Genomic DNA, 18,922 nt, shown 5'->3' on the forward strand with positions numbered 1-18,922 from the left:
CTGCTGAGAGTTTTGTCGAACTAGATGGCTTGGGCGCCGCTTTCGCCGGTGCGGATGCGGATGACATCAGCGATGTCGGACACAAAGATCTTGCCGTCGCCGATGCGGCCCGTGCGGGCGGCGTTCTGGATGGCCTCGAGGGCCCCGGCCAGCTGGCCGTCGTCGACCACGACCTCGACCTTGATCTTGGGCAGGAAGTCGACGACGTATTCGGCGCCGCGATACAGCTCGGTGTGGCCCTTCTGGCGGCCGTAGCCCTTGGCCTCGAGCACGGTCATGCCCTGGACGCCCAACTCCTGCAGGGCTTCCTTCACCTCGTCCAGCTTGAACGGCTTGATGACGGCTTCGATCTTTTTCATGTCGGTCTCGGGCGGTTGACGGCGAACGAACACAGCGGTGGGCCAAGGGACAAGCCTTGAGGCGGCCCGCACCGCAGTGCTTGCAGTTGAGGCTTTGCGGCGCCGCAAATCAAGGCGCCCTCTGCTCAGGATTCGGGCAGGGCCGGAAAGGGGGCTGTTGGTCTTCCTTCGCGGGTGCGATCCGGCTCGGTTGCGGGGCGTCGGGTGTTGGAAGCGGTCGGTTAGCGGGTCGGTTTTCGGGAAAGGCGACCGTTTTGCGCAGGGGCCGTCCGCGCCTGTCGTCGCGGCAGGGCGGCGCCTGCTGAAGATTGCAGCGGATGAGGGGCGTGGACGCGTCGCGCGGCTGTGCTAGCAGCAAATGAAACGCCCACCGCTGGAGCCGCGCGCCATGACCACCGTCTATATGATCCGCCACGGCAAGCCGGCCTCGACCTGGGGCGACGCCGATGAGGATCCGGGCCTGGACGAAACCGGGCGCGCGCAGGCGCAGGCGGCCGCGCAGGTGCTGTTGGCCCTGCCGCAGAGCGTGCGGCCGACGCGGGTGGTCAGCTCGCCGCTGAAGCGGTGCCGGGAGACGGCGCAGCCGTTTGCCGATGCTCTGGGCGTCGAGGTCATCATCGATCCGCGCGTGGGCGAGATTCCCACCCCGAAGGCGGTGTCGGCCGAGGATCGGGGCGCCTGGCTGCGCACCGCCTTTGGCGGCCACTGGCATGAGATCGTCGGCGACCTCGACTATGACCAGTGGCGGCGCGGGGTGGCGGCGGCCGTGGCCGGCTATCCGGGAACAGCGGTGTTCAGCCACTACGTCGCCATCAACGGGGCGGTGTCGACGGCGATGGACGACACTCGGGTCATGGGCTTCCGACCCGACCACACCTCGATGACCACCTTCGCGATCGAGGACGGAGGCTTGAAGATCGTCGAGCGCGGGCGCGAGGCGGCGACGCAGGTCCTCTAGCGGAGCGCCGCGCCGCCGTGCGACGGTGCCGCCGATGAGCCGTGAAATCCTCACCGTCGCCCAGATGACCGCCGCCGACGCGGCCGCCGTCGCCGCCGGTACGCCCAGCCTGGTCCTGATGGAACGGGCCGGCGAGGCCGTGGCCGACGCCATCCGGGCGCGGCATCGGGCCTGCAAGGTGGCGGTGCTCTGCGGGCCCGGGAACAACGGCGGCGACGGTTATGTTGTGGCCCGGCTGCTCAAGCGGCGCGGCTGGAATGTCTGGGTCGAGGCCTCGGCGCCGCCGGCCAGCGCCGACTGCAAGGCGATGGCGCGGCGGTGGACCGGGAAGGTCTATCCGCTGGGCGAGGGGCCGAAATGCGAGGTCATGGTCGATGCCCTGTTCGGGGCCGGCCTGACCCGGCCGCTGGACGGCGAAGCCCTGACGGCGGCGCGGGCCAGCCACGGCCATCCGGCGGTGGTGGCGGTCGATATGCCCAGCGGCATCTATGGCGACACCGGCGCCGCGCTTGGCCAGACCGCCTTCCGCGCCGACCTGACGGTCACCTTCCACCGGCGCAAGATCGGCCATGTGCTGCAGCCGGGGGCAGGGGCCTGCGGCGAGCTGGTGGTGGCCGACATCGGCTTGGCCCCGGCCGACACCGGGCTCTACGAGAACGAGCCCGGGCTTTGGCGCCGCGCCCTGCCGATCCCGACCTCGACGACCCACAAGCATTCGCGCGGCCGGGCGGTGGTGGTCGGCGGCGATGCTTTGCACACCGGGGCCGCCCGGCTGTCGGCGCGCGGCGCGCTGCGCATCGGCGCGGGCCTGGTCACCCTGCTTAGCCCGGCCGACGCCGCCCGCACCTATGCCGCCGCGCTCGAGGCGGTGATGCTCAGCCCCTTCGAGACCGACGCCGATCTGGCCCAACTGGCCGCCAGCGCCGACGCCGCCGTCATCGGCCCGGCCGCCGGGGTCACCCCCCAGACCCGCGCCAACCTCTTCGCCCTGACCCGCACCGGCGCAGCCCTGGTCGTCGACGCCGACGCGCTGACGGTGTTCAAGGACCGGCCCGACGACCTGTTCGGCGTGCTCGACAAGGACGATGTGCTGACCCCGCACCCCGGCGAGTTCGAGCGCCTGTTCCCCGGCCTGCTGGCCTCTGGCCCGACCCGCATCGACGCCGCCCGCGCCGCCGCCGCCCGGGCCGGGGCGGTGGTGTTGCTCAAGGGGGCGGACACGGTGATCGCCGCGCCCGATGGCCGGGCGGCAGTGAACCTCAACGGCACGGCCTGGCTGGCGACGGCCGGGTCAGGCGATGTGCTGGCGGGGTTCATCGCCGGCCTGATCGCGCAGGGGATGGAGAGCTTTCAGGCGGCCTGCGCCGGAGCTTGGATTCATGCCGACGCCGGGGCGCGGTTCGGGCCAGGGCTGATCGCGGAGGACCTGCCGGACCTGGCGCCCGCGTGCCTTGGTTGGCTGCACGCCCGCGCCTAGGTGACAGTCTCGCCGATTTTGCCGAAGCGCCGCATGGACGCACCGTAACTTGCCTCGCTCCGCAACCGCCCGTATCTCTCCGCCCGAACCTCGCGGATGTGGCGGAACTGGTAGACGCACTGGATTTAGGTTCTGTCTAGGATGTAGAAAAACCGATAAAAAACAACCAATTATAGCCTTGAAAATTCCTTATGTGGCTAAAACTGTGTCCGAAAATGTGGCTGGATGTGCATCGACAGATATCGGACACAAGGCGGATCAATCCGTAGGGGGCGTTATGCGCACCGGCACGCCACATATCGGTCTCCTGTGCGAAGACCAAATTCCGCCTGCGCTGATTGAAGGATTTCAAGACCTGGTGGCCGCTGAGGGCCTCGATCTTGAGATCGAGTATCGAGAGACCAGCAAAGGTTATGCGGGCGTCGAATGGCTCCTACCGACGGCCGTCATGTTGTTTGTCGCCAAGTCCTATTTCGATGGGTTCTTGGGTGAGATGGGGAAGGATCACTACCAGGCGCTCAAGGCGGGCATTCGCCTTCTTCGTGACCGTCTCGGTTTGGTCAAGGTGACCCTCATCGGCACGCCCGGCAAAGTCTCAGCCGAGCAACCCTATTCATTGGTTTATTCGATCTGGTTCGCGCCTTCTCAGGAGAAGTCGTTCAAGTTCCTGGTGCCGAACGATCCTGCGGAATCGGAAATAGCGCTGAACGCGTTCCTCGACTTTCTAGAGGCGTTTGCTGCAGGGACGCTTCCCATCGACGCGATGGAAGCCCTGCTCTCCGCCCGTGCGTTTGGGCGGGTCGTTCTGCTCGCCTACAATCCGAAATCGGGAGAAATCGAGCCAATCAATCCAATGACGCGGCTCTTCGGGCCGACCTAGCCGGCCCGCGCCTAAAAGAGCGAGAGTTGTCGGCTTGCCTGTTCGTAAAGAATCCACTCGCGCGACTTCGACATCTCGTCGAGCCAAGCGGTGGCAAAGGCGACTGGCCCGCCAGCTGACTCGACCTCGCCCATGAATAGGAAGTGCGAACGGTAGCCGGTTTCGGTCACCGGCAACCTAGCGTGCTCTGGTGCAACTGAGCGGAGCTGAAGGTGGGCCGTAGCGAAGTGTTTGGAGCCGCGCGCGGCGGCTCCCAGCCAATCGGCCTCGTACTCGACCTGCACGGTGATCCCGCGCCAATCGAAGGTATCGGTGACGATGCTGCGTTCGGAGGACATCAGTATTCCTCCGCAAGCATGATGGTGATCATCCGCGTGGTGTTCGCGTTGTCGGCGGGATCGTCCGCGCCCCAGGGCGTGCCGCGCTGGAGATAGTCGATCTTCCAAAGGACGCGCGTGTGCTCGATCTCGAAGCTGCCGAAATCGTGCTCGCCGTGCGGGTCGTTATCGGGGGTGAAGGTCTTGAAGACCTGCGTGCCGATGAGCGCCAACCACATGAACTGCGGGCCTTTGGCCTGCACGCCGCTGGTGATGAGCCAGGAGCCATCGAACTTGATCCGGCTGAGTGCGGGGCCCGCGCTGCGGAACTCGTCGTTGAGGGCGGCGATGATCGCCTTGCGGGATTTGGAGGAATGGGGGGTCATTGCTGACCCCCTGCGGCTTGCGCGCGCTCTTCGATGAAGCGCAGGACGATGCGGCCTTGAAGCGGCACGGCATCGCAGCTGAGGCTGAAGCCCTTGCCGTCTTTGTGCGGCCAGGCCGCCCCGATGGGCGTCCAGTTGGAAGCTTCGCCGTCGCCCAGGACGCGGTACAGGCGATGGGTGGGTTTGCGGCCCATAGACAGTTTGGATTGGGGTTGCTTAGGCATGGTGGTCTCCCTGAGTTGCCGCGGACCATTCCGCGGCTTCATGGGGAGCCCGGGGCACGGGCCAGGGAGCCGGCCATCAAACCCCGCGCGTCAGCGCGCCCGAAGGGAACGGAGCTGCACGGAGCGAAGCGTAGGAAGCGAGTTGGGTTGAGGGTCGGCGGGCCCGTGCCACACCGCTCGCCACTGTGAAGCCGTGAATGAAGTTCGCTACAGGCCGTGGGGGAAAAGGCTGCTGAGCACGCCCAAACCTCTCCCTATGCGGCCCAGAAACCTCGCCTGCTGAATACGCTAGCGACGACGTTCCAGCAGAGTGGACGGCGCGAGCGCGGCGCTGGCATCCAAGGAAGCGACGGGCGCGCTCGCAAACGCCGTAGCGGTAACACCGCCAACGCCAGTGCCCACGAGCAAAGCGAAGAGCACCGCGACGAGGCGAAGGGCTGCGCGGTCATCCGCGCGCCTAACATCCTGCCTGCGCTGCCGCACCGCCGGCTCCAGAGCGTCTAGCCGGTGGTCGGTTTCGGTGTCGCGCAATTGCGAGAGCAGAGTGTCGAGCCGGTCAGTCATTGGGAGTCCGCGAAACGCTAGGTACACGCCATAAAAGCGCAGCCTGCCGATAAGCGCTAGTGCATGGCGCGTGAGGGATGCCGGGAGAAGAGCCGTATATCTCCTCAACGACGCCGGATCGGCGTGGAAACGATTGGAGTTTTTCGATGAAGAGCAAACTGCTGATCGCGGCGCTCACCGCGATCCTCTCGACGACGAGCGTCGCCGTTCCGATGGCGATGGCCCATGCCGGCGAAGACCACGCGCCGGTGCCGCAAACCGCTGAAGGTCAAGGCACGGTCAAGGCCGTGGATGCCAAAGCGGGCACGATCACCATCGCGCACGGGCCGATCCCGGCGCTGAAATGGCCGTCGATGACGATGAAGTTCAAGGTCGAGAAGGCCTCGCTTCTGACCGGCGTCACGGCCGGGAAGAAGATCCACTTCGTGCTCAAGAACGTCGGCGGGAAGCCGGTCATCACCCAGATCCACGTGATCTAAACCGCAAGGGGCGCGCAGCGATGCGCGCCCCTTCGGCGTCAAGGAGGGGCGCGCAATGGCATTTCAGAGTCTGCGGGGCGGTATGCTCGCCCTCCTTGTTGCGCTGACCTTTACGGCAGCGCCCCTTTATGCCGCAGAACCGGCGAGCGCGCCGCCCGCAGCGGAAGCGCCTGCTTCGGCAGAGGCGGGTGCTCCTGCGACCGACGACATGCCGGTCACCGATATGGCCTGGCCCACGGAAGGCGGCATGCAGATGTCGCACGAGAAACCCAAGACCTTCGAAGGTCGGCTCGTCTCGTGGCTCGGGATGTGGCACCCGGCCGCCATCCATTTCCCGATCGCGCTGGTGCTTGTCGTTGGCCTACTCGAAGCGGCGGCCGCCTTGCGGCGTCAGCCCGTCTATGCGGCGAGCAACAAGCTGCTGCTTGGCATCGCCACCTTGGGGGCTTTCGTCGCCGCCCCCTTGGGCTGGATGAGCGCCGGCCTGCCAGCGCCGGATGACGAGAGCGCGCTGGTCTTCCACCGCTGGCTAGGGTCCGCCTTGCCGTTCCTCATCCTCGCGTTGTGGTGGCTAAAGAGGCCTGCCGAACAGGCCGCGCGTCGCCTCAGCGCACGCGGCTATGAAGCGGCGCTTGCGCTCACCGTTTTGCTCATCCTCGTTCAGGCCTATCTCGGAGCCGAAGTGACGCATGGCGCAGGCCATTTGAAGTTCTGATCTGCTCGCGCCGTGAGGGGTTAGCGCCGCGCGCGCGTATAAACAAGGCGCACCCCGTGACGTTGGAATTGATCGGCGGGCCAAAGTGACTGGGGTTTTCTAATGGCTGATTTGGCCCGTCGTACATTGCTCAAGAACGCAGGCCTGCTCGGTGCAGGCCTTGCGATGTCGAGCCTCTTTCCGGCTTGGGCGCGCAGCAATTCACCAGGGCTCGTGCGCGACCTGCCGAGTCTCTCCGGCACTGACATCAAGCTTCGCATCGGCCACACCCAATGGCCGGTGAACGGTCGCAAAGGCCATGCCGTCACGATCAACGGAACGGTGCCGGGTCCACTCATTCGCCTCAAAGAAGGTCAGATCGCCCGTATCGCGGTGACCAACGATCTCCACGAGGACACCTCGATCCACTGGCACGGCCTGATCCTGCCCTTCCAGATGGACGGCGTGCCGGGCGTGAGCTTCCCCGGCATCAAGCCGGGCGAGACGTTCGTCTACGAGTTCCCTGTCGTGCAATCTGGCACCTACTGGTACCACAGCCATTCCGGGCTTCAGGAGCAAGAGGGCCATTACGGCCCAATCGTCATCGAGCCGAAGGACGCCGATCCGGTCGCCTTTGACCGTGAGTACGTCGTCGTGCTCTCGGACTTCGCGTTCATGCACCCGCATGAGATTTTCAAAAAACTGAAGGCTCAGGCCGGCACGTTCAACTTCCAAAAGCAGACCGTCGCGAGCTTGCTCGCCGGAAAGGACCAGTCGCTCAAGGACCGCGCCGAGTGGGGCAAGATGCGGATGGACCCGACCGACGTCTCCGACGTCACCGGCTCGGTCTACACCTTCCTCATCAACGGCCATGGGCCGGACGACAATTGGACGGCGCTGTTCAATCCCGGCGAGCGGGTGCGCCTGCGGTTCATCAATGCGGCGGCGATGACGATCTTCAACGTCCGCATTCCAGGCCTTTCGATGAAGGTTGTGCAGAGCGACGGGCAGAACGTGAAGCCGGTCGACGTGGAAGAATTCCAGATCTCGGTCGCCGAGACCTTTGATGTCGTTGTGCAGCCGACCGAGGACAAGGCCTTCACGCTCGTTGCCGAAGCGGTCGACCGCTCGGGTATGGGCCGGGCCACGCTCGCGCCGCGCCCTGGGATGGTGGCGGCCGTGCCGCCGCTACGCGAGCGCCCGCTCGCGACCATGAAAGACATGGGCATGGATATGAGCGCCCATGGCTCGATGGACGGCATGGACCATGGCGGAATGGAGGGCATGGATCACGGCGAAGGCGGCGGCATGCAGATGGATATGTCCGGCATGGACATGTCGATGCGCAATCCCGAGAACGCGCCTCAGGTTAAAATGGGACCTGGTGTGCAGACCATCTCACCGATGCCGATGGATCGCACCGGCGAGCCCGGCCAAGGCCTGGAAAATGTCGGGCACAAGGTGCTCGTCTATAAGGACCTAGAAGCGCTTCACCCCAACCCCGACACGCGCACGCCGACGCGTGCGCTGGAGCTTCACCTGACCGGCAACATGGAACGTTTCATGTGGTCGTTCGACGGCGAGAAGTTCTCCGAAGTCACGAAGCCGATCCCCTTCCGTCTAAACGAACGAGTGCGGGTGACGCTCGTGAACGACTCCATGATGGCGCACCCGATCCATTTGCACGGGCATTTCTTCGAGCTGCTCACCGGCCCCAAAGGGATGCACCCGAGAAAGCACACGGTGAATGTCGCGCCGGGTGGAAAGGTCACCTTTGATCTCACGGCGGACGCGCCGGGCGACTGGGCGTTCCACTGCCATATGCTCTACCACATGCACGCGGGCATGTTCCGCGTGGTGAGCGTGCGACCGATGACGGGAGCCTCGCAATGAGAGCCGCCGTCTGCCTGACCGCCTTGACGCTCGTGCTCGCGACGCCCGCTTTCGCGCAACAGCATCCCGGCCATCCCATGCCGGCGCAACCCGCCCCGAAGGCTGCTCCGGCAAAGCCGGCTCCAGCCCCGGCCCCAGCGCCGCCGGCCGCGCCGGAAGAAGAGGCGATGCCGGCGATGGAATGGCCCACGGAGTTGCCCGCCGGCGCTGCGCCCCAGGACGACATGAAGGGCATGCCCGGGATGGAAGGCATGGACCACAGCGCCCATGGCGAGATGGAAGAAGAGGTCGGCAGCGAACCGCCGCCGCCCGCGCCGACCGATCACCCAGCCGACGCGATTTTCGGGGAAGAGGCGATGCGGCCCTCGCGCGAGCAGCTGCGTGAAGAGCACGGCGGAAGCCGCACCTGGAAGGTCATGATCGACCAGGCCGAGTGGCGTGTTCGCGACGGCGAGGACGGCTACGCCTGGAATGGCGAAGCGTGGTGGGGCGGCGACTACAATCGTCTCGTCGTGAAATCGGAAGGCGAAGGCGCGAGCGGCGATCTCGAAGAGGCTGAGCTGCAGTTGCTCTATTCGCGGGCGATCTCGCCCTATTTCGATCTGCAGGCTGGTCTTCGCCAGGACCTTCAGGACGGTCCCAAGCGGACCTATGCGACGGTCGGTTTCGAGGGCCTCGCGCCGTATTGGTTCGAGACCGAGGGCGCGGTGTTTCTCTCGAACAAGGGTGAGGCGTTCGCGCGCCTTGAGGGCAGCTACGATCTGCGCTTGACCCAGCGTCTGATCGTGCAGCCGCGCGCCGAGATGAACCTGTCGGCGCAAGACATCCCCGAGCTCGAGCTCGGCTCGGGCGTCACGGATCTCGAGCTGGGCGTCCGCCTCCGCTACGAGGTCACGCGCGAGTTCGCGCCCTATGTCGGCGTCGTCTACGGACGCAAATTCGGTGGCACCGCGGACTACGCGAAAGCACATGGCGAGGACGACGACGAGACGAGTTTCGTCGTTGGGGTGCGCGCATGGTTCTAGGGACGCGCCGCGCTTTTCTCGTGCTCGGAACCACGCTCGTTCTGGCGGCGTGCGAGCCCGACAGCGCCGTCTCCAAGACCATCACCGTCTACAAGGACCCGAGCTGCGGCTGCTGCACCGGCTGGGTCGAGCATCTCAAGGCGGCGGGCTTCACGACGCAGATCGTGGAGACAACCGATCGCTCTGATTTGCAATCGCGTCTCGGCCTAACGCCGGAGATGGCGTCCTGCCATACGGGCCAAGTCGAGCAGTATTTGATCGAAGGGCACGTGCCGGCGGCCGACGTGCAACGCCTTCTCAGAGAGCGGCCCGACGCACGGGGTCTCGTCGTGCCGGGCATGCCGATCGGTTCTCCGGGCATGGAAATGCCCGATGGATCGAGCGAGCCCTATGACGTGCTGCTCATCAAGGCGGACGGTACGACGAGCGTTTTCGCGCACCACAAATAGAGACCCGAAAACGCTCTAGAGCTGAGGGTTCTAGGCCATCGCTGCGTAGAGACTGACGAGGGGACGTCGTCTATGCACAGCGATCTATCAGCGGCTAACGGAGCGATCTGCACACGGAGCGCCCGCCATGATGCCGGGTGAGTTTGAGCAGGCGCGCTATCCGGCAGAGCTGAAAACACTCACCTCCCTCCGCTTCTTTCTCGCGCTCGGGGTTGTCCTCTTCCACCTGCATCTCGGGTGGCGCTACGACGACATGGCGCTGACCTGGCTCTTCGAGCGCGGACGCCTCGGCGTGGATGTGTTTTTCATTCTTTCGGGCTTCGTGCTGACGCATGTCTACGCCCGGTCAAACGAAGACAGCTCGTTTAGCTATCGAGCCTTTCTGGCCGCCCGTATCGCCCGCATCTTTCCGGTCCACATTCTGGCGCTTGGCGGCATGCTCGCCATGGTGCTGGCTGCTGAGCTTTTGAACCAGGACTATAGAAGCGAGCATTTCACACTGGTCGGTTTCTTGAAGACCTTGCTGCTGGTTCAAGCTTGGTTTCCGACCAGCACGTTGAATGAGTGGAACGGGCCCTCTTGGTCGCTTTCGGCGGAGTGGTTCGCTTATCTGCTGTTTCCGGTTTTTGCGTGGATTGGCCTGAAGCTCCAGCACCGCAGCTGGCTTATTCTAGTCCTGGCCGCCGTCCTGTTCGTTGGGCTGGATGCAGGCTACCGCGCCTCGTTCGGCAAGCTTTTGACTCACGCCGAGGAAAACCTCGGGATCCTGCGCATCATCCCGGAATTTCTCTTCGGCATCGGCCTCTACCATCTAGGCGGACGCCTCGATCCTAGGCCGCGGCTCGTGGTTTTCTACGCAGGCGCAAGCGCCGCCGCGATGATCCTCGCCATGCATTTTGGCGTCGATGACCGGATCATCGTTGTGTTGGCCGGTGCGGTCGTTCTGAGCCTGGCCTTGCTCTCGAAGGCCTGCCCGCCGGCGAAATCGTCTGGCGGATTTCTCAAGCTGCTCGGGGAAGCGTCCTACGCGCTATACCTGACGCACATCCCGCTGTTCACCGCTTGGCGGGGCGTGATGGCCGCACTGCTGGACAAGCCGAGTTCCTACAAGCTCGGGTGGGTCGAGGCTGGAGCTATGCTGCTGACAGCGCAGACCGTCGCCATCGTTCTCTACATCTGGTTCGAACGGCCGGCGCGCGATTGGATCAGATCTAAACTGAGCAAACCCAACTCATCAGCTCCCTCACTTTGAAGAAGGACAACTACATCATGGATCGTCGCACTTTGCTCGCTATCGCGCCGCTCGGCCTCCTTGGAGCCGCCACCCCATCGCTCGCGCTCGCCGCATCTCCAAGTGGGCCCGTTCTGACAGTCGATGCGTTTCACGCGGCGATGGGCAAGGGCGACGCGGCGGGCGTGGCCGACCTTCTGCTCGACGACGCGGTGATCTTTGAGCAAGGCGGCGCCGAGTCCTCAAAAGCTGAGTACGTCGAAGCGCACCTGCCCGGCGACATCGCCTACAGCCAAGGTATGACCGACACGATCACCAGCCGCCGCAGCGTGGTGGAGGGCAAAGTCGCTTGGGTCATGACGCAAGGGCGGACGACGGGCACCTATGACGGCAAGAAAGTCGACCGATTGACGGTGGAGACGATGGTCCTCAAGCGGACCAAGAATGGATGGCGTATCGCGCATATCCATTGGTCGTCGCGCGCTGCCCCTGCAGCTAGCTAGGCGTCCTGCAACGATAGGGCTGAGGTGAGCGCCTTGCGGGCACGATAGACCCTCACTTCGACGGCCTTGGCACTGAGGCCCAGAAGCTTGCCAGCCTCGTCCTGGGAGAAGCCTTCGAGCGCCGTGAGGATCAGCGGCTCTTTGAGACCGGCGGGCAGATCGGCAATCGCGCGATCAAGGCGCGTGAGCTGCTCCTGATCGGAGACGTTTGTTTCCGGGGAGGGCTCGTCGGCAGCCAGGTTCTGCCCCGTCCAGTTGTCGAGGCCTTCGTTGCGGGTGAGCCAGCGGCGCACCGTCCTTCGGCGCGACCAATCCCTGCATTTGTTGAGCGCGATGCGGCGCAGCCAAGTGGGAAAAGACCGCGCGCGGTCGTAGCGATTCAGTGCGCCCCAAGCGGCGGTGAAGCTTTCTTGCAGGAGGTCGTAAGCCTCGTCCGCGTCCCCCGTGTAGCGACGAATGAATCTGTAGAGCGCATCCTTGTGGCGTTGCATCAGCCACGAGAAAGCGCGCTCGTCGCCGGCGACCGCGCTGGCGGCAAGCTCTGAATCAGACGGCTCGGAAGCCGCGCTCACCGGCCCTCTTCGGTGAGGGCGGCGGTGATTTCAGTGTCGAACTTTTTGGCCTGCTCGGGGGTGAGCACGGCGCGCATGTCGAAGACATGCGTGATGGTCGCCTTTTGGAGCGCGCCCATCGCCATGTGGAGGTGATCGATGGCGGCGTCGAGTTCGGGCGAGTCTTTCTTGCCCTTTTGAATGGCGAGCGCGAGTTCGCGATTGGCGGCGCGGACTTCACCTTCGAGGCGCGTTCGCTCTGCTGCGTAGCTCGTCTCGATGGCTTCGAGCTTGCGCGACTGTTCGGGGCTAAGGTCGAGATCCTTGTGGACCATGTCGTGCAATGACGGCCCCTGGGCGTGATGGCTGACCACGTAGTGGGCGCATAGCCAAGCGCCGCCGCCGGCCGCGATCACGACAAGGGCGATGGTGATGAGGAGATTGCGCAGACCCGGCTTCATCCGCGTCCCTCCAGGAGTTCGGAGGGCGCAAGCGCCGGGGTCATCAAGGAGGCGGACGGCTGTTGCGTGCGTAGGAGGGCGGTGGCTTCGGCTCCGCCGAAGGCGATGCCCGTCACAAGCGCGAAAGAGGCGGCCAGCATCTGGGCGGTGCGCCATCGACGCTCCAGCGCGGCCCGCGCGCTTGCGGTGCGGACGCGGGTCCACACCTTGTCTTCCAATCCGTCCAATGCGGGCTCGCGGTTTGACGAGCCAAGGACGCGCAATGTCTGTTCGAGCGTATTCATGAAGCGGCGCACCTCCCGCACCCCTTTCACAATACGCATCCATAGGCTCGATCCCTCACGAGCGTGAGGGGCGGGCCCGCGAGGCGCGTAGATCACACAAAGGGCCTCGCTCATCGCAGTGACCTTTGCAGCAGGGCCACGAGCTCGTCGGCCTTGGCGCGCTGTTCAGCAGCGTCGCCGCTCGCAAAGGCCGCGCCGACGCAATGGTCGATATGCTCACGCAAGAGTTCCTGTTCGACCTTCGTCAGTGCGGCGCGCACCGCCTGAAGCTGGGTGAGGATGTCGACGCAATAGCGGTCCTCTTCGACCATGCGGCCGATGCCGCGCACCTGGCCTTCGACGCGGCTGAGGCGGTTTTGCAGATTGGCTTTGTTCGTGCGGTGCATCGAGCGTCTCCTGAAGCAACCAACGTATACCCCTGGGGGGTAATTGACAAGTACCCCTGGGGGGTATATCTCGAACTCATGAAATGCCCCCAGGGGGTATTTTGAAACACATTCAAAAGGAGGCGGGCGTGAGCGATCATCATCATCATCACCATCACGACCATCATGGGCACGACCACGAGGGCCATAGCTGTTGCGCTGGTAAGCCGAAGGCGGCGGGCACGGTGATCGATCCGGTCTGCGGCATGAGCGTCGATCCGGCGACGACGCAGCACCACGCGACGCACCAGGGCGAGGCATTCCATTTCTGCTCGGCAGGCTGCCGCACGAAGTTCACGGCCGATCCGGAGAAATATCTCAACAAGGATCGGGCTGAAGATCCGCCCGCCCCTCCGGGCACGATCTACACCTGCCCGATGCACCCGGAGATCCGTCAGGTCGGCCCGGGTTCCTGTCCGATCTGCGGCATGGCGCTGGAGCCTGAGACGATCACCGCCGATAGCGGCCCCAACCCTGAGCTTGCCGACATGACGCGCCGCTTCTGGGTGGCCGTTGCGCTTGCCCTTCCGGTCTTCGCTTTGGAGATGGGCGGGCACCTTTTCGATCTTCACCATTATCTGCCGGGGCAAACGTCAAATTGGATTCAGTTCGCGCTCGCAACGCCCGTCGTTCTCTGGGCCGGCTGGCCGTTCTTCGAGCGCGGCTGGGCCTCGCTTAAGACCCGCAATCTGAACATGTTCACGCTCATCGCGATGGGCGTGGGCGTCGCCTGGCTCTACAGCGTGGTCGCCGTCACCGCGCCGCAGATATTCCCCGACGCCTTCCGGCAAAGCGACGGCTCGGTGCCCGTCTATTTCGAGGCGGCGGCGGTGATCACCGCGCTGGTTCTGCTTGGTCAGGTGCTGGAGCTGCAAGCGCGGGAGCGCACCTCGGGTGCGCTCAAGGCACTGCTCGATCTCGCGCCCAAAACGGCGCGGCGCATTCGCGACGACGGTACGGATGAAGAGGTCTCGCTGGACCTCGTCGCAGTGGGCGACCGGTTGCGCGTGCGCCCCGGCGAGAAAGTGCCGGTCGATGGCGCGATCCTCGACGGGCGGGCGTCGCTCGATGAATCGATGGTCACGGGCGAGTCCATGCCGGTGACGCGCGATGTCGGCGATGCCGTCATCGGCGGCGCGATCAACAAGACGGGCTCCTTCGTGATGCGCGCCGACAAGGTCGGGGCCGACACGCTGCTCTCGCAGATCGTCCAGATGGTCGCCCAAGCGCAGCGGAGCCGCGCACCGATCCAACGTCTTGCCGACCGTGTGTCGGGTTGGTTCGTGCCGGGCGTCATCCTGATCGCGGCGATTGCCTTCATCGCCTGGGCCATTGTCGGTCCCGATCCGCGCTTCAGCTACGCGCTCGTCGCGGCCGTCTCCGTTCTCATCATTGCCTGTCCCTGCGCCTTGGGTCTGGCGACGCCCATTTCGATCATGGTCGGTGTGGGCAGGGGCGCGCAGGCCGGCGTTCTGATCAAGAATGCTGAGGCGCTGGAGCGCTTCGAGAAGATCGACACGCTTGTCGTCGACAAGACCGGCACCCTCACCGAAGGCCGCCCCGCCGTCACCGCGATCAAGCCTGTGAACGGCGTTGATCGGCTCACGCTGCTGCGTCTCACGGCGAGCCTCGAGCGTGGCTCGGAGCATCCGCTCGGCGAGGCCATCCTGCGCGCCGCCGAAGAAGAAGGCGTAAGCCTGACCGAGGCCAGCGAGTTCGACTCTCCCGTCGGCCGCGGCGTCCTCGGCATCGTCGAAGGGAAGCGCGTCGCCATCGGGAGCCGTCGCTTCATCGGCGAGCAAGGTGCGGACATCACGCCGCTCGATCAAGAGGCCGATGCGCTGCGCCGCCAGGGCGCGACGGTGGTCTATGTCGCGCTCGACGGACAACTTGCTGGGCTCCTCGGCATCGCCGACCCGATCAAGGACGGCGCGCGCGCCGCCATCGATGCGCTCAAAGAGATCGGGCTCCGCATCGTCATGATGACGGGCGACAACGAAACGACGGCGCGCGCCGTCGCGGACAAGCTCGGCATTTCTGAAGTCGCGGCCGAAGTTCTGCCCCAGGACAAGGCGGCGGTCGTGGAGCGGCTGCGCAGCGAAGGCCGCGTCGTCGCCATGGCGGGCGACGGCGTCAACGACGCCCCCGCATTGGCGGCGGCCGATGTCGGGATCGCCATGGGCGCGGGCGCTGATGTTGCGATAGAAAGCGCCGGGGTGACGCTCCTCAAGGGCGACCTTTCCGGCATCGTGAAGGCTCGGACCCTCTCGCGCGCCGTCATGCGCAACATCCGCCAGAACCTCTTTTTCGCCTTCGTCTACAACGTTGGCGGTGTGCCGATTGCGGCCGGGATTCTCTATCCGGTCTTCGGGCTGTTGCTCTCACCGGCCATCGCCGCGCTCGCCATGGCCTTGTCGTCGGTGAGCGTCATCGGCAACGCGCTGCGGCTCCGCGCGGTGAAGCTCTAGAAAAAGTGCGCGGGCGTTCCTCGATCCTGAGGGATGCCCGCCTGCGCGCCGTATAGCCCTTAGAGCGCCCTGCGATCAGCGCGCTCTCGCACGGGGGCGCGCATGTATCCAAACGACATCCGGCCGTTGACGTCATTGCGGATCGCGGCCGCTCTGTGGGTGCTCGTCTACCATTTTCGGGATCATCTCGGCCTGGATGTCGATCGCCTGGGGTTCGTCGCCAAGGGCTATCTCGGGGTCGATCTCTTCTTCATCCTCTCGGGTTTCATCCTGAGCCACGTCTATCTGAGCCGGGTCGAAGAGAAGCGCTTCAACTACGGTTCCTTCTTGTGGGCGCGTCTATCGCGGATCTACCCCGTCCACCTGGTCACCTTGGCCGCCACGATTGCGATCTGGCTGGTCGCAATGAAGATGGGCGCGCGCTTCGACCCCGTCGCCTTCGATCCGAAAGTGTTGCCGCAGCATCTGCTGCTCATCCACGCCTGGGGCACAACGCCGTCGGTGCAGTGGAATTTTCCCTCCTGGTCGATCTCGGCGGAGTGGTTCGCCTATCTGGTCTTTCCGCTCGCGGCCTTGATGGTGCTTGCCCTGCGCCGGCTCGCCTGGCTGGCGGTCGCGCTATCGCTCGGACTGTTCTTCGTCATGTTCTGGAGCGTCGAGTCCAACGGGCTCCCACTCTCAGAAGTGACGCGTCTGGGATTCATCCGCATCGTTCCGGCCTTCCTGTTCGGCGCGGCGCTCTACCAGCTGGGCCGCACAATCAGCCTGCCGCGCTTCGCCTCGCTGCTCGGCGCGGGCCTGGCTGCACTTTGGATCGTCGTCGGCTCTTCGCTGCATTGGAGCGACGCCGCGATCTGGCCGGCTTTTGGATTGCTGATCTTCTCGCTCGCCGAGGCTTCGAAGTCGAACGCGCGGGGCCTTCTGGGCGCGGCGCTGCTCGTCTATCTCGGCGAGGTCTCCTACTCGGTCTACATGGCGCATCTGCCGGTCGACATCGCGTATTTCCACGCTCTCGACCGCCTCGCGCCCGGCCTTATCGGCGCGGCGGCCTGGGCCGCCTGGCTCGGTGTGTTCGTGGCGACGCTGATTGCCTCCATCGCCACCTATCACCTTGTGGAGCGCCCAGCGCGCAACTGGATGCGCAGGAACGATCCGTTCTTGCGCAAGCCGCCCTCAGAGCCGAAACATGAGCCGGTGATCTGATGCGCAACTCGAGACGCCCTTTGTCGATCCGAGCACGCCGGTCATTCGGCGGTGCGGTCGCGCGTCTCGCTGTTGGGATTGTCGGCGCGTTGATGCTCCTGGCCGCCCCTTTGTGCGTGGCGCAAGCGCAGAGCAGTGCATGCGACACGATGGCGATGATGCCGATGGATAGCGGCGATCATCACGGTCATGATCAAAGCGCACCGACGGCCAAGCCGGATTGTGCGGTCGGCTGCCGGCTGCTGCCGCAGCTAGGCCCGCAAGTCATCGCGCCCGTGCGGGTCGTCTATGAGGTTCAGTTTGAAACGGAGCAGCGCACGCCAGCCGGGATCGTCGTCGATCCCGCCGTGCCGCCTCCCCGAGGGGTGGTCTGAAAGAGAAGACCATCCATCAACTCAACAAGGACTATTGTTATGAAACGTATCCTGATCACCGCCGGCCTCGTGTTGCTGGCGTCCGGCACGGCCGCTTTTGCGGCTTCGCCGGAAACGGTCATCCAGGCCGTGTCGTCCTGCTGCGAGGCCCTGGCGGCCTGCTGCAGCGGCGGTGCGCCCTGCTGCCCGTAAGGGCTAGCGAGCGCTAGCTAAGGGAACGCCCGCGCTGGAAACGGCGCGGGCGTTTTCCGTTTCGAGACCAGATACTCAAAGATATTTGGCGAGCTCGCCGAGGCCCGCCAGTTTTTCACGCGCCTCGCGCGGCAGTGGTCCGACGATCTCTTCGAGGTGATGCTCGATGTGGTCCGCGACGATGGCGGTCTTTGCCTTTTCTAACGCGCCGATCACGGCCTGCATCTGTTGGACGATCTCCAAGCCATCGCGATTGGCCTTCGATCATGGTGATGATCTTGGCGAGATGGCCCTGCGCGCGCTTCAAGCGGTTTTGCATGGCTTTGTCGTGCGTGTGCATGGCCGCCCTCCTAGTGCCCGCCGCTTATGGCGAGATAGCCGTTTATCCCGATATAGAGGCCGATCAGCAGGATGACGACGCCAGAGAAGAAGGGCGCTTTGCGCACGATCTCTCCAAAGCCTGACCAGCGCTTGGAGACATGCTTGACGCTGAGCGCCGCGATCACGCCGGAGGCGACCATGGTCAGCGCCAAGCCCACGCTGAAACACAGCACGAGAACCGCGCCGAGCGTGAACTCCTTGAGCTGAAGGCACAGCAGCAGGACTGTGATCGCGCCAGGGCAGGGAATGAGCCCGCCTGTCAGACCGAACAGAATGATCTGGCCCGTCGTGACGTCGCGACCGGCGAAGCGGCGGCGAATGTCGTTGGCATGGGCAAGTTCGTGAGCGTCCTGGTAGCCGCCCGCCGACACGTCGAGGCCGCGCAGCTCTTCATGGACATGATCATGACCATGGTCGTCTTCGAGGAAGGCCACGTCATAGTGGTGCGCATGATCCACATGGCGCAGTTCGAGCCGGGCAATGAAGGCATGCGGCTCGGGGATCTCATCCACCGACTCCAGGAAGCCGTCGCGTTCGACGAAAGAGAATGTCTGCCGAGCGCCATCGGTGCGCTCGGTTTCGACGGCCACCTCAGCCGCCTTGAGCGCACGCCCGTTGGGCGAGACGAGGCGAAAACGCGGGGGCACGCCGTCCTCGAAAATGGATAGCGCGACGACGCCGTGGCCGGTGTCTATCTGATGCGGCGCGTCGTGGTGATGGTGGTAATCTTCTTCTTCGTGATGATCGTGATCATGCAGGGCGGCGAGCTGCTGATCGCGGCGAGTCCGCCAGATCATCCAAAGCGCCATGCCGACGATGATGATGCCGGAGGCGAGTTGCAAGTAGGGCTCAAGCGTTTCGCTATCGATGCCGCGCCAGAGATAGAGCCCGCCCAACGCGATGATCCAGACCACGGCGGTGTGCGAGAGCGTCGCGCAAATGCCGAGCAGCACGGCCTGTCGGATCGTCCCGCGAATGGCGATGATGAAGGCGGCCATCATCGTCTTCGAGTGGCCGGGCTCCAGCCCATGGAGAGCGCCCAGGAGGATGGCGCTTGGGATGAACAGCCAGGCGTGCGCTGCGCCCTGCTGGAGCAATTCAGTGAAATCGAGCATGCCGTAACCTATCCCCCTGGGGAGGATAT

At 64.8% G+C, this 18,922-nt stretch carries 25 protein-coding genes and 1 pseudogene; 14 read left to right on the forward strand and 12 right to left on the reverse strand.

Going from position 1 to position 18,922, the window contains the following annotated elements:
- Positions 1-20 precede the first annotated feature (20 nt).
- Positions 21-359 (reverse strand): P-II family nitrogen regulator, encoded by a 339-nt coding sequence (locus tag AC2YG9_RS11495; RefSeq protein WP_487298112.1) that lies wholly within the window; start codon positions 357-359, stop codon positions 21-23.
- A gap of 388 nt (positions 360-747) precedes the next feature.
- On the opposite strand from AC2YG9_RS11495, the gene AC2YG9_RS11500 reads away from it, so the two are divergent.
- From AC2YG9_RS11500 to AC2YG9_RS11510, 3 genes are all read left to right on the forward strand, one after another.
- Positions 748-1,317 (forward strand): histidine phosphatase family protein, encoded by a 570-nt coding sequence (locus tag AC2YG9_RS11500; RefSeq protein ID WP_487298113.1) that lies wholly within the window; start codon positions 748-750, stop codon positions 1,315-1,317.
- 34 nt (positions 1,318-1,351) lie between these two features.
- Positions 1,352-2,794, forward strand: a complete 1,443-nt coding sequence (locus AC2YG9_RS11505; protein WP_487298114.1) for an NAD(P)H-hydrate dehydratase — start codon at positions 1,352-1,354, stop codon at positions 2,792-2,794.
- 277 nt (positions 2,795-3,071) lie between these two features.
- Positions 3,072-3,674, forward strand: a complete 603-nt coding sequence (locus AC2YG9_RS11510; protein ID WP_487298115.1) for a hypothetical protein — start codon at positions 3,072-3,074, stop codon at positions 3,672-3,674.
- 11 nt (positions 3,675-3,685) lie between these two features.
- Here the strand turns inward: AC2YG9_RS11510 and AC2YG9_RS11515 are convergent, their stop codons facing one another.
- The 4 genes from AC2YG9_RS11515 to AC2YG9_RS11530 form a co-directional block, all read right to left on the reverse strand.
- Positions 3,686-4,012, reverse strand: a complete 327-nt coding sequence (locus AC2YG9_RS11515; protein WP_487298116.1) for a hypothetical protein — start codon at positions 4,010-4,012, stop codon at positions 3,686-3,688.
- Complete coding sequence (locus AC2YG9_RS11520; protein WP_487298117.1) at positions 4,012-4,377, reverse strand: DUF3768 domain-containing protein; 366 nt, start codon at positions 4,375-4,377, stop codon at positions 4,012-4,014. Before AC2YG9_RS11520 ends, AC2YG9_RS11515 begins: the two co-directional genes overlap by 1 nt.
- A complete protein-coding gene (locus tag AC2YG9_RS11525) occupies positions 4,374-4,601 on the reverse strand; it encodes a hypothetical protein (RefSeq protein ID WP_487298118.1) in 228 nt (75 codons plus the stop codon). The genes AC2YG9_RS11520 and AC2YG9_RS11525 overlap by 4 nt, the downstream gene beginning before the upstream one ends.
- A gap of 288 nt (positions 4,602-4,889) precedes the next feature.
- Positions 4,890-5,165 (reverse strand): hypothetical protein, encoded by a 276-nt coding sequence (locus AC2YG9_RS11530; RefSeq protein WP_487298119.1) that lies wholly within the window; start codon positions 5,163-5,165, stop codon positions 4,890-4,892.
- Between the two features lie 146 nt (positions 5,166-5,311).
- Between AC2YG9_RS11530 and AC2YG9_RS11535 the strand changes: the two genes are divergently transcribed.
- The 7 genes from AC2YG9_RS11535 to AC2YG9_RS11565 all read left to right on the forward strand — a co-directional run bounded on the left by AC2YG9_RS11535 (position 5,312) and on the right by AC2YG9_RS11565 (position 11,439).
- Positions 5,312-5,644, forward strand: coding sequence for a copper-binding protein (locus AC2YG9_RS11535; protein WP_487298120.1), 333 nt, complete (start codon positions 5,312-5,314; stop codon positions 5,642-5,644).
- Between the two features lie 82 nt (positions 5,645-5,726).
- Complete coding sequence (locus AC2YG9_RS11540; protein WP_487298121.1) at positions 5,727-6,359, forward strand: DUF2231 domain-containing protein; 633 nt, start codon at positions 5,727-5,729, stop codon at positions 6,357-6,359.
- A 102-nt stretch (positions 6,360-6,461) separates the two neighbouring features.
- A complete protein-coding gene (locus tag AC2YG9_RS11545) occupies positions 6,462-8,231 on the forward strand; it encodes a copper resistance system multicopper oxidase (RefSeq protein ID WP_487298122.1) in 1,770 nt (589 codons plus the stop codon).
- Positions 8,228-9,256: a copper resistance protein B gene (locus AC2YG9_RS11550; protein WP_487298123.1), complete on the forward strand. Its 1,029-nt coding sequence runs from the start codon at positions 8,228-8,230 to the stop codon at positions 9,254-9,256. Before AC2YG9_RS11545 ends, AC2YG9_RS11550 begins: the two co-directional genes overlap by 4 nt.
- Positions 9,247-9,705: a DUF411 domain-containing protein gene (locus AC2YG9_RS11555; RefSeq protein ID WP_487298124.1), complete on the forward strand. Its 459-nt coding sequence runs from the start codon at positions 9,247-9,249 to the stop codon at positions 9,703-9,705. Before AC2YG9_RS11550 ends, AC2YG9_RS11555 begins: the two co-directional genes overlap by 10 nt.
- Before the next feature lie 127 nt (positions 9,706-9,832).
- Positions 9,833-10,957 (forward strand): acyltransferase family protein, encoded by a 1,125-nt coding sequence (locus tag AC2YG9_RS11560; RefSeq protein WP_487298125.1) that lies wholly within the window; start codon positions 9,833-9,835, stop codon positions 10,955-10,957.
- A gap of 17 nt (positions 10,958-10,974) precedes the next feature.
- Entirely contained in the window at positions 10,975-11,439 is a 465-nt protein-coding gene (locus AC2YG9_RS11565; RefSeq protein WP_487298126.1) for a YybH family protein, read from the forward strand.
- Here the strand turns inward: AC2YG9_RS11565 and AC2YG9_RS11570 are convergent.
- The 4 genes from AC2YG9_RS11570 to AC2YG9_RS11585 form a co-directional block, all read right to left on the reverse strand.
- Entirely contained in the window at positions 11,436-12,011 is a 576-nt protein-coding gene (locus AC2YG9_RS11570; RefSeq protein WP_487298127.1) for an RNA polymerase sigma factor, read from the reverse strand. The two genes, AC2YG9_RS11565 and AC2YG9_RS11570, sit on opposite strands and share 4 nt — an antisense overlap.
- Positions 12,008-12,451, reverse strand: coding sequence for a Spy/CpxP family protein refolding chaperone (locus AC2YG9_RS11575; protein WP_487298128.1), 444 nt, complete (start codon positions 12,449-12,451; stop codon positions 12,008-12,010). Before AC2YG9_RS11575 ends, AC2YG9_RS11570 begins: the two co-directional genes overlap by 4 nt.
- Positions 12,448-12,774, reverse strand: coding sequence for a hypothetical protein (locus AC2YG9_RS11580; protein ID WP_487298129.1), 327 nt, complete (start codon positions 12,772-12,774; stop codon positions 12,448-12,450). The genes AC2YG9_RS11575 and AC2YG9_RS11580 overlap by 4 nt, the downstream gene beginning before the upstream one ends.
- Before the next feature lie 71 nt (positions 12,775-12,845).
- Positions 12,846-13,121, reverse strand: coding sequence for a metal-sensitive transcriptional regulator (locus AC2YG9_RS11585; protein ID WP_487298130.1), 276 nt, complete (start codon positions 13,119-13,121; stop codon positions 12,846-12,848).
- Positions 13,122-13,204: 83 nt separating this feature from the next.
- Here AC2YG9_RS11585 and AC2YG9_RS11590 point away from each other — a divergent pair, with 83 nt between their 5' ends.
- From AC2YG9_RS11590 to AC2YG9_RS11605, 4 genes are all read left to right on the forward strand, one after another.
- The gene (locus AC2YG9_RS11590; RefSeq protein WP_487298131.1) at positions 13,205-15,628 is read left to right on the forward strand and encodes a heavy metal translocating P-type ATPase; all 2,424 of its coding nucleotides are present in this window, start codon (positions 13,205-13,207) and stop codon (positions 15,626-15,628) included.
- Between the two features lie 102 nt (positions 15,629-15,730).
- Positions 15,731-16,831 carry an acyltransferase family protein gene (locus tag AC2YG9_RS11595; protein WP_487298132.1) on the forward strand — a complete coding sequence of 367 codons (1,101 nt, stop codon included), beginning with the start codon at positions 15,731-15,733 and terminating at the stop codon, positions 16,829-16,831.
- A gap of 92 nt (positions 16,832-16,923) precedes the next feature.
- On the forward strand, positions 16,924-17,205 hold the full coding sequence (locus AC2YG9_RS11600) for a hypothetical protein (protein ID WP_487298133.1): 282 nt from the start codon (positions 16,924-16,926) through the stop codon (positions 17,203-17,205).
- Between the two features lie 39 nt (positions 17,206-17,244).
- Positions 17,245-17,397: a hypothetical protein gene (locus AC2YG9_RS11605; RefSeq protein ID WP_487298134.1), complete on the forward strand. Its 153-nt coding sequence runs from the start codon at positions 17,245-17,247 to the stop codon at positions 17,395-17,397.
- 75 nt (positions 17,398-17,472) lie between these two features.
- On the opposite strand, the gene AC2YG9_RS11610 is transcribed toward AC2YG9_RS11605, so the two are convergent.
- The 3 genes and pseudogenes from AC2YG9_RS11610 to AC2YG9_RS11620 all read right to left on the reverse strand — a co-directional run bounded on the left by AC2YG9_RS11610 (position 17,473) and on the right by AC2YG9_RS11620 (position 18,893).
- Positions 17,473-17,640 carry a metal-sensing transcriptional repressor gene (locus tag AC2YG9_RS11610; protein WP_487298135.1) on the reverse strand — a complete coding sequence of 56 codons (168 nt, stop codon included), beginning with the start codon at positions 17,638-17,640 and terminating at the stop codon, positions 17,473-17,475.
- A 19-nt stretch (positions 17,641-17,659) separates the two neighbouring features.
- Positions 17,660-17,737 (reverse strand): annotated as a pseudogene (locus AC2YG9_RS11615) (hypothetical protein); the annotation flags it as partial.
- Between the two features lie 10 nt (positions 17,738-17,747).
- On the reverse strand, positions 17,748-18,893 hold the full coding sequence (locus AC2YG9_RS11620; protein ID WP_487298136.1) for a nickel/cobalt efflux transporter: 1,146 nt from the start codon (positions 18,891-18,893) through the stop codon (positions 17,748-17,750).
- Positions 18,894-18,922: the final 29 nt, after the last annotated feature.

It is taken from the genome of Caulobacter sp. SRI_014 (assembly GCF_057586315.1).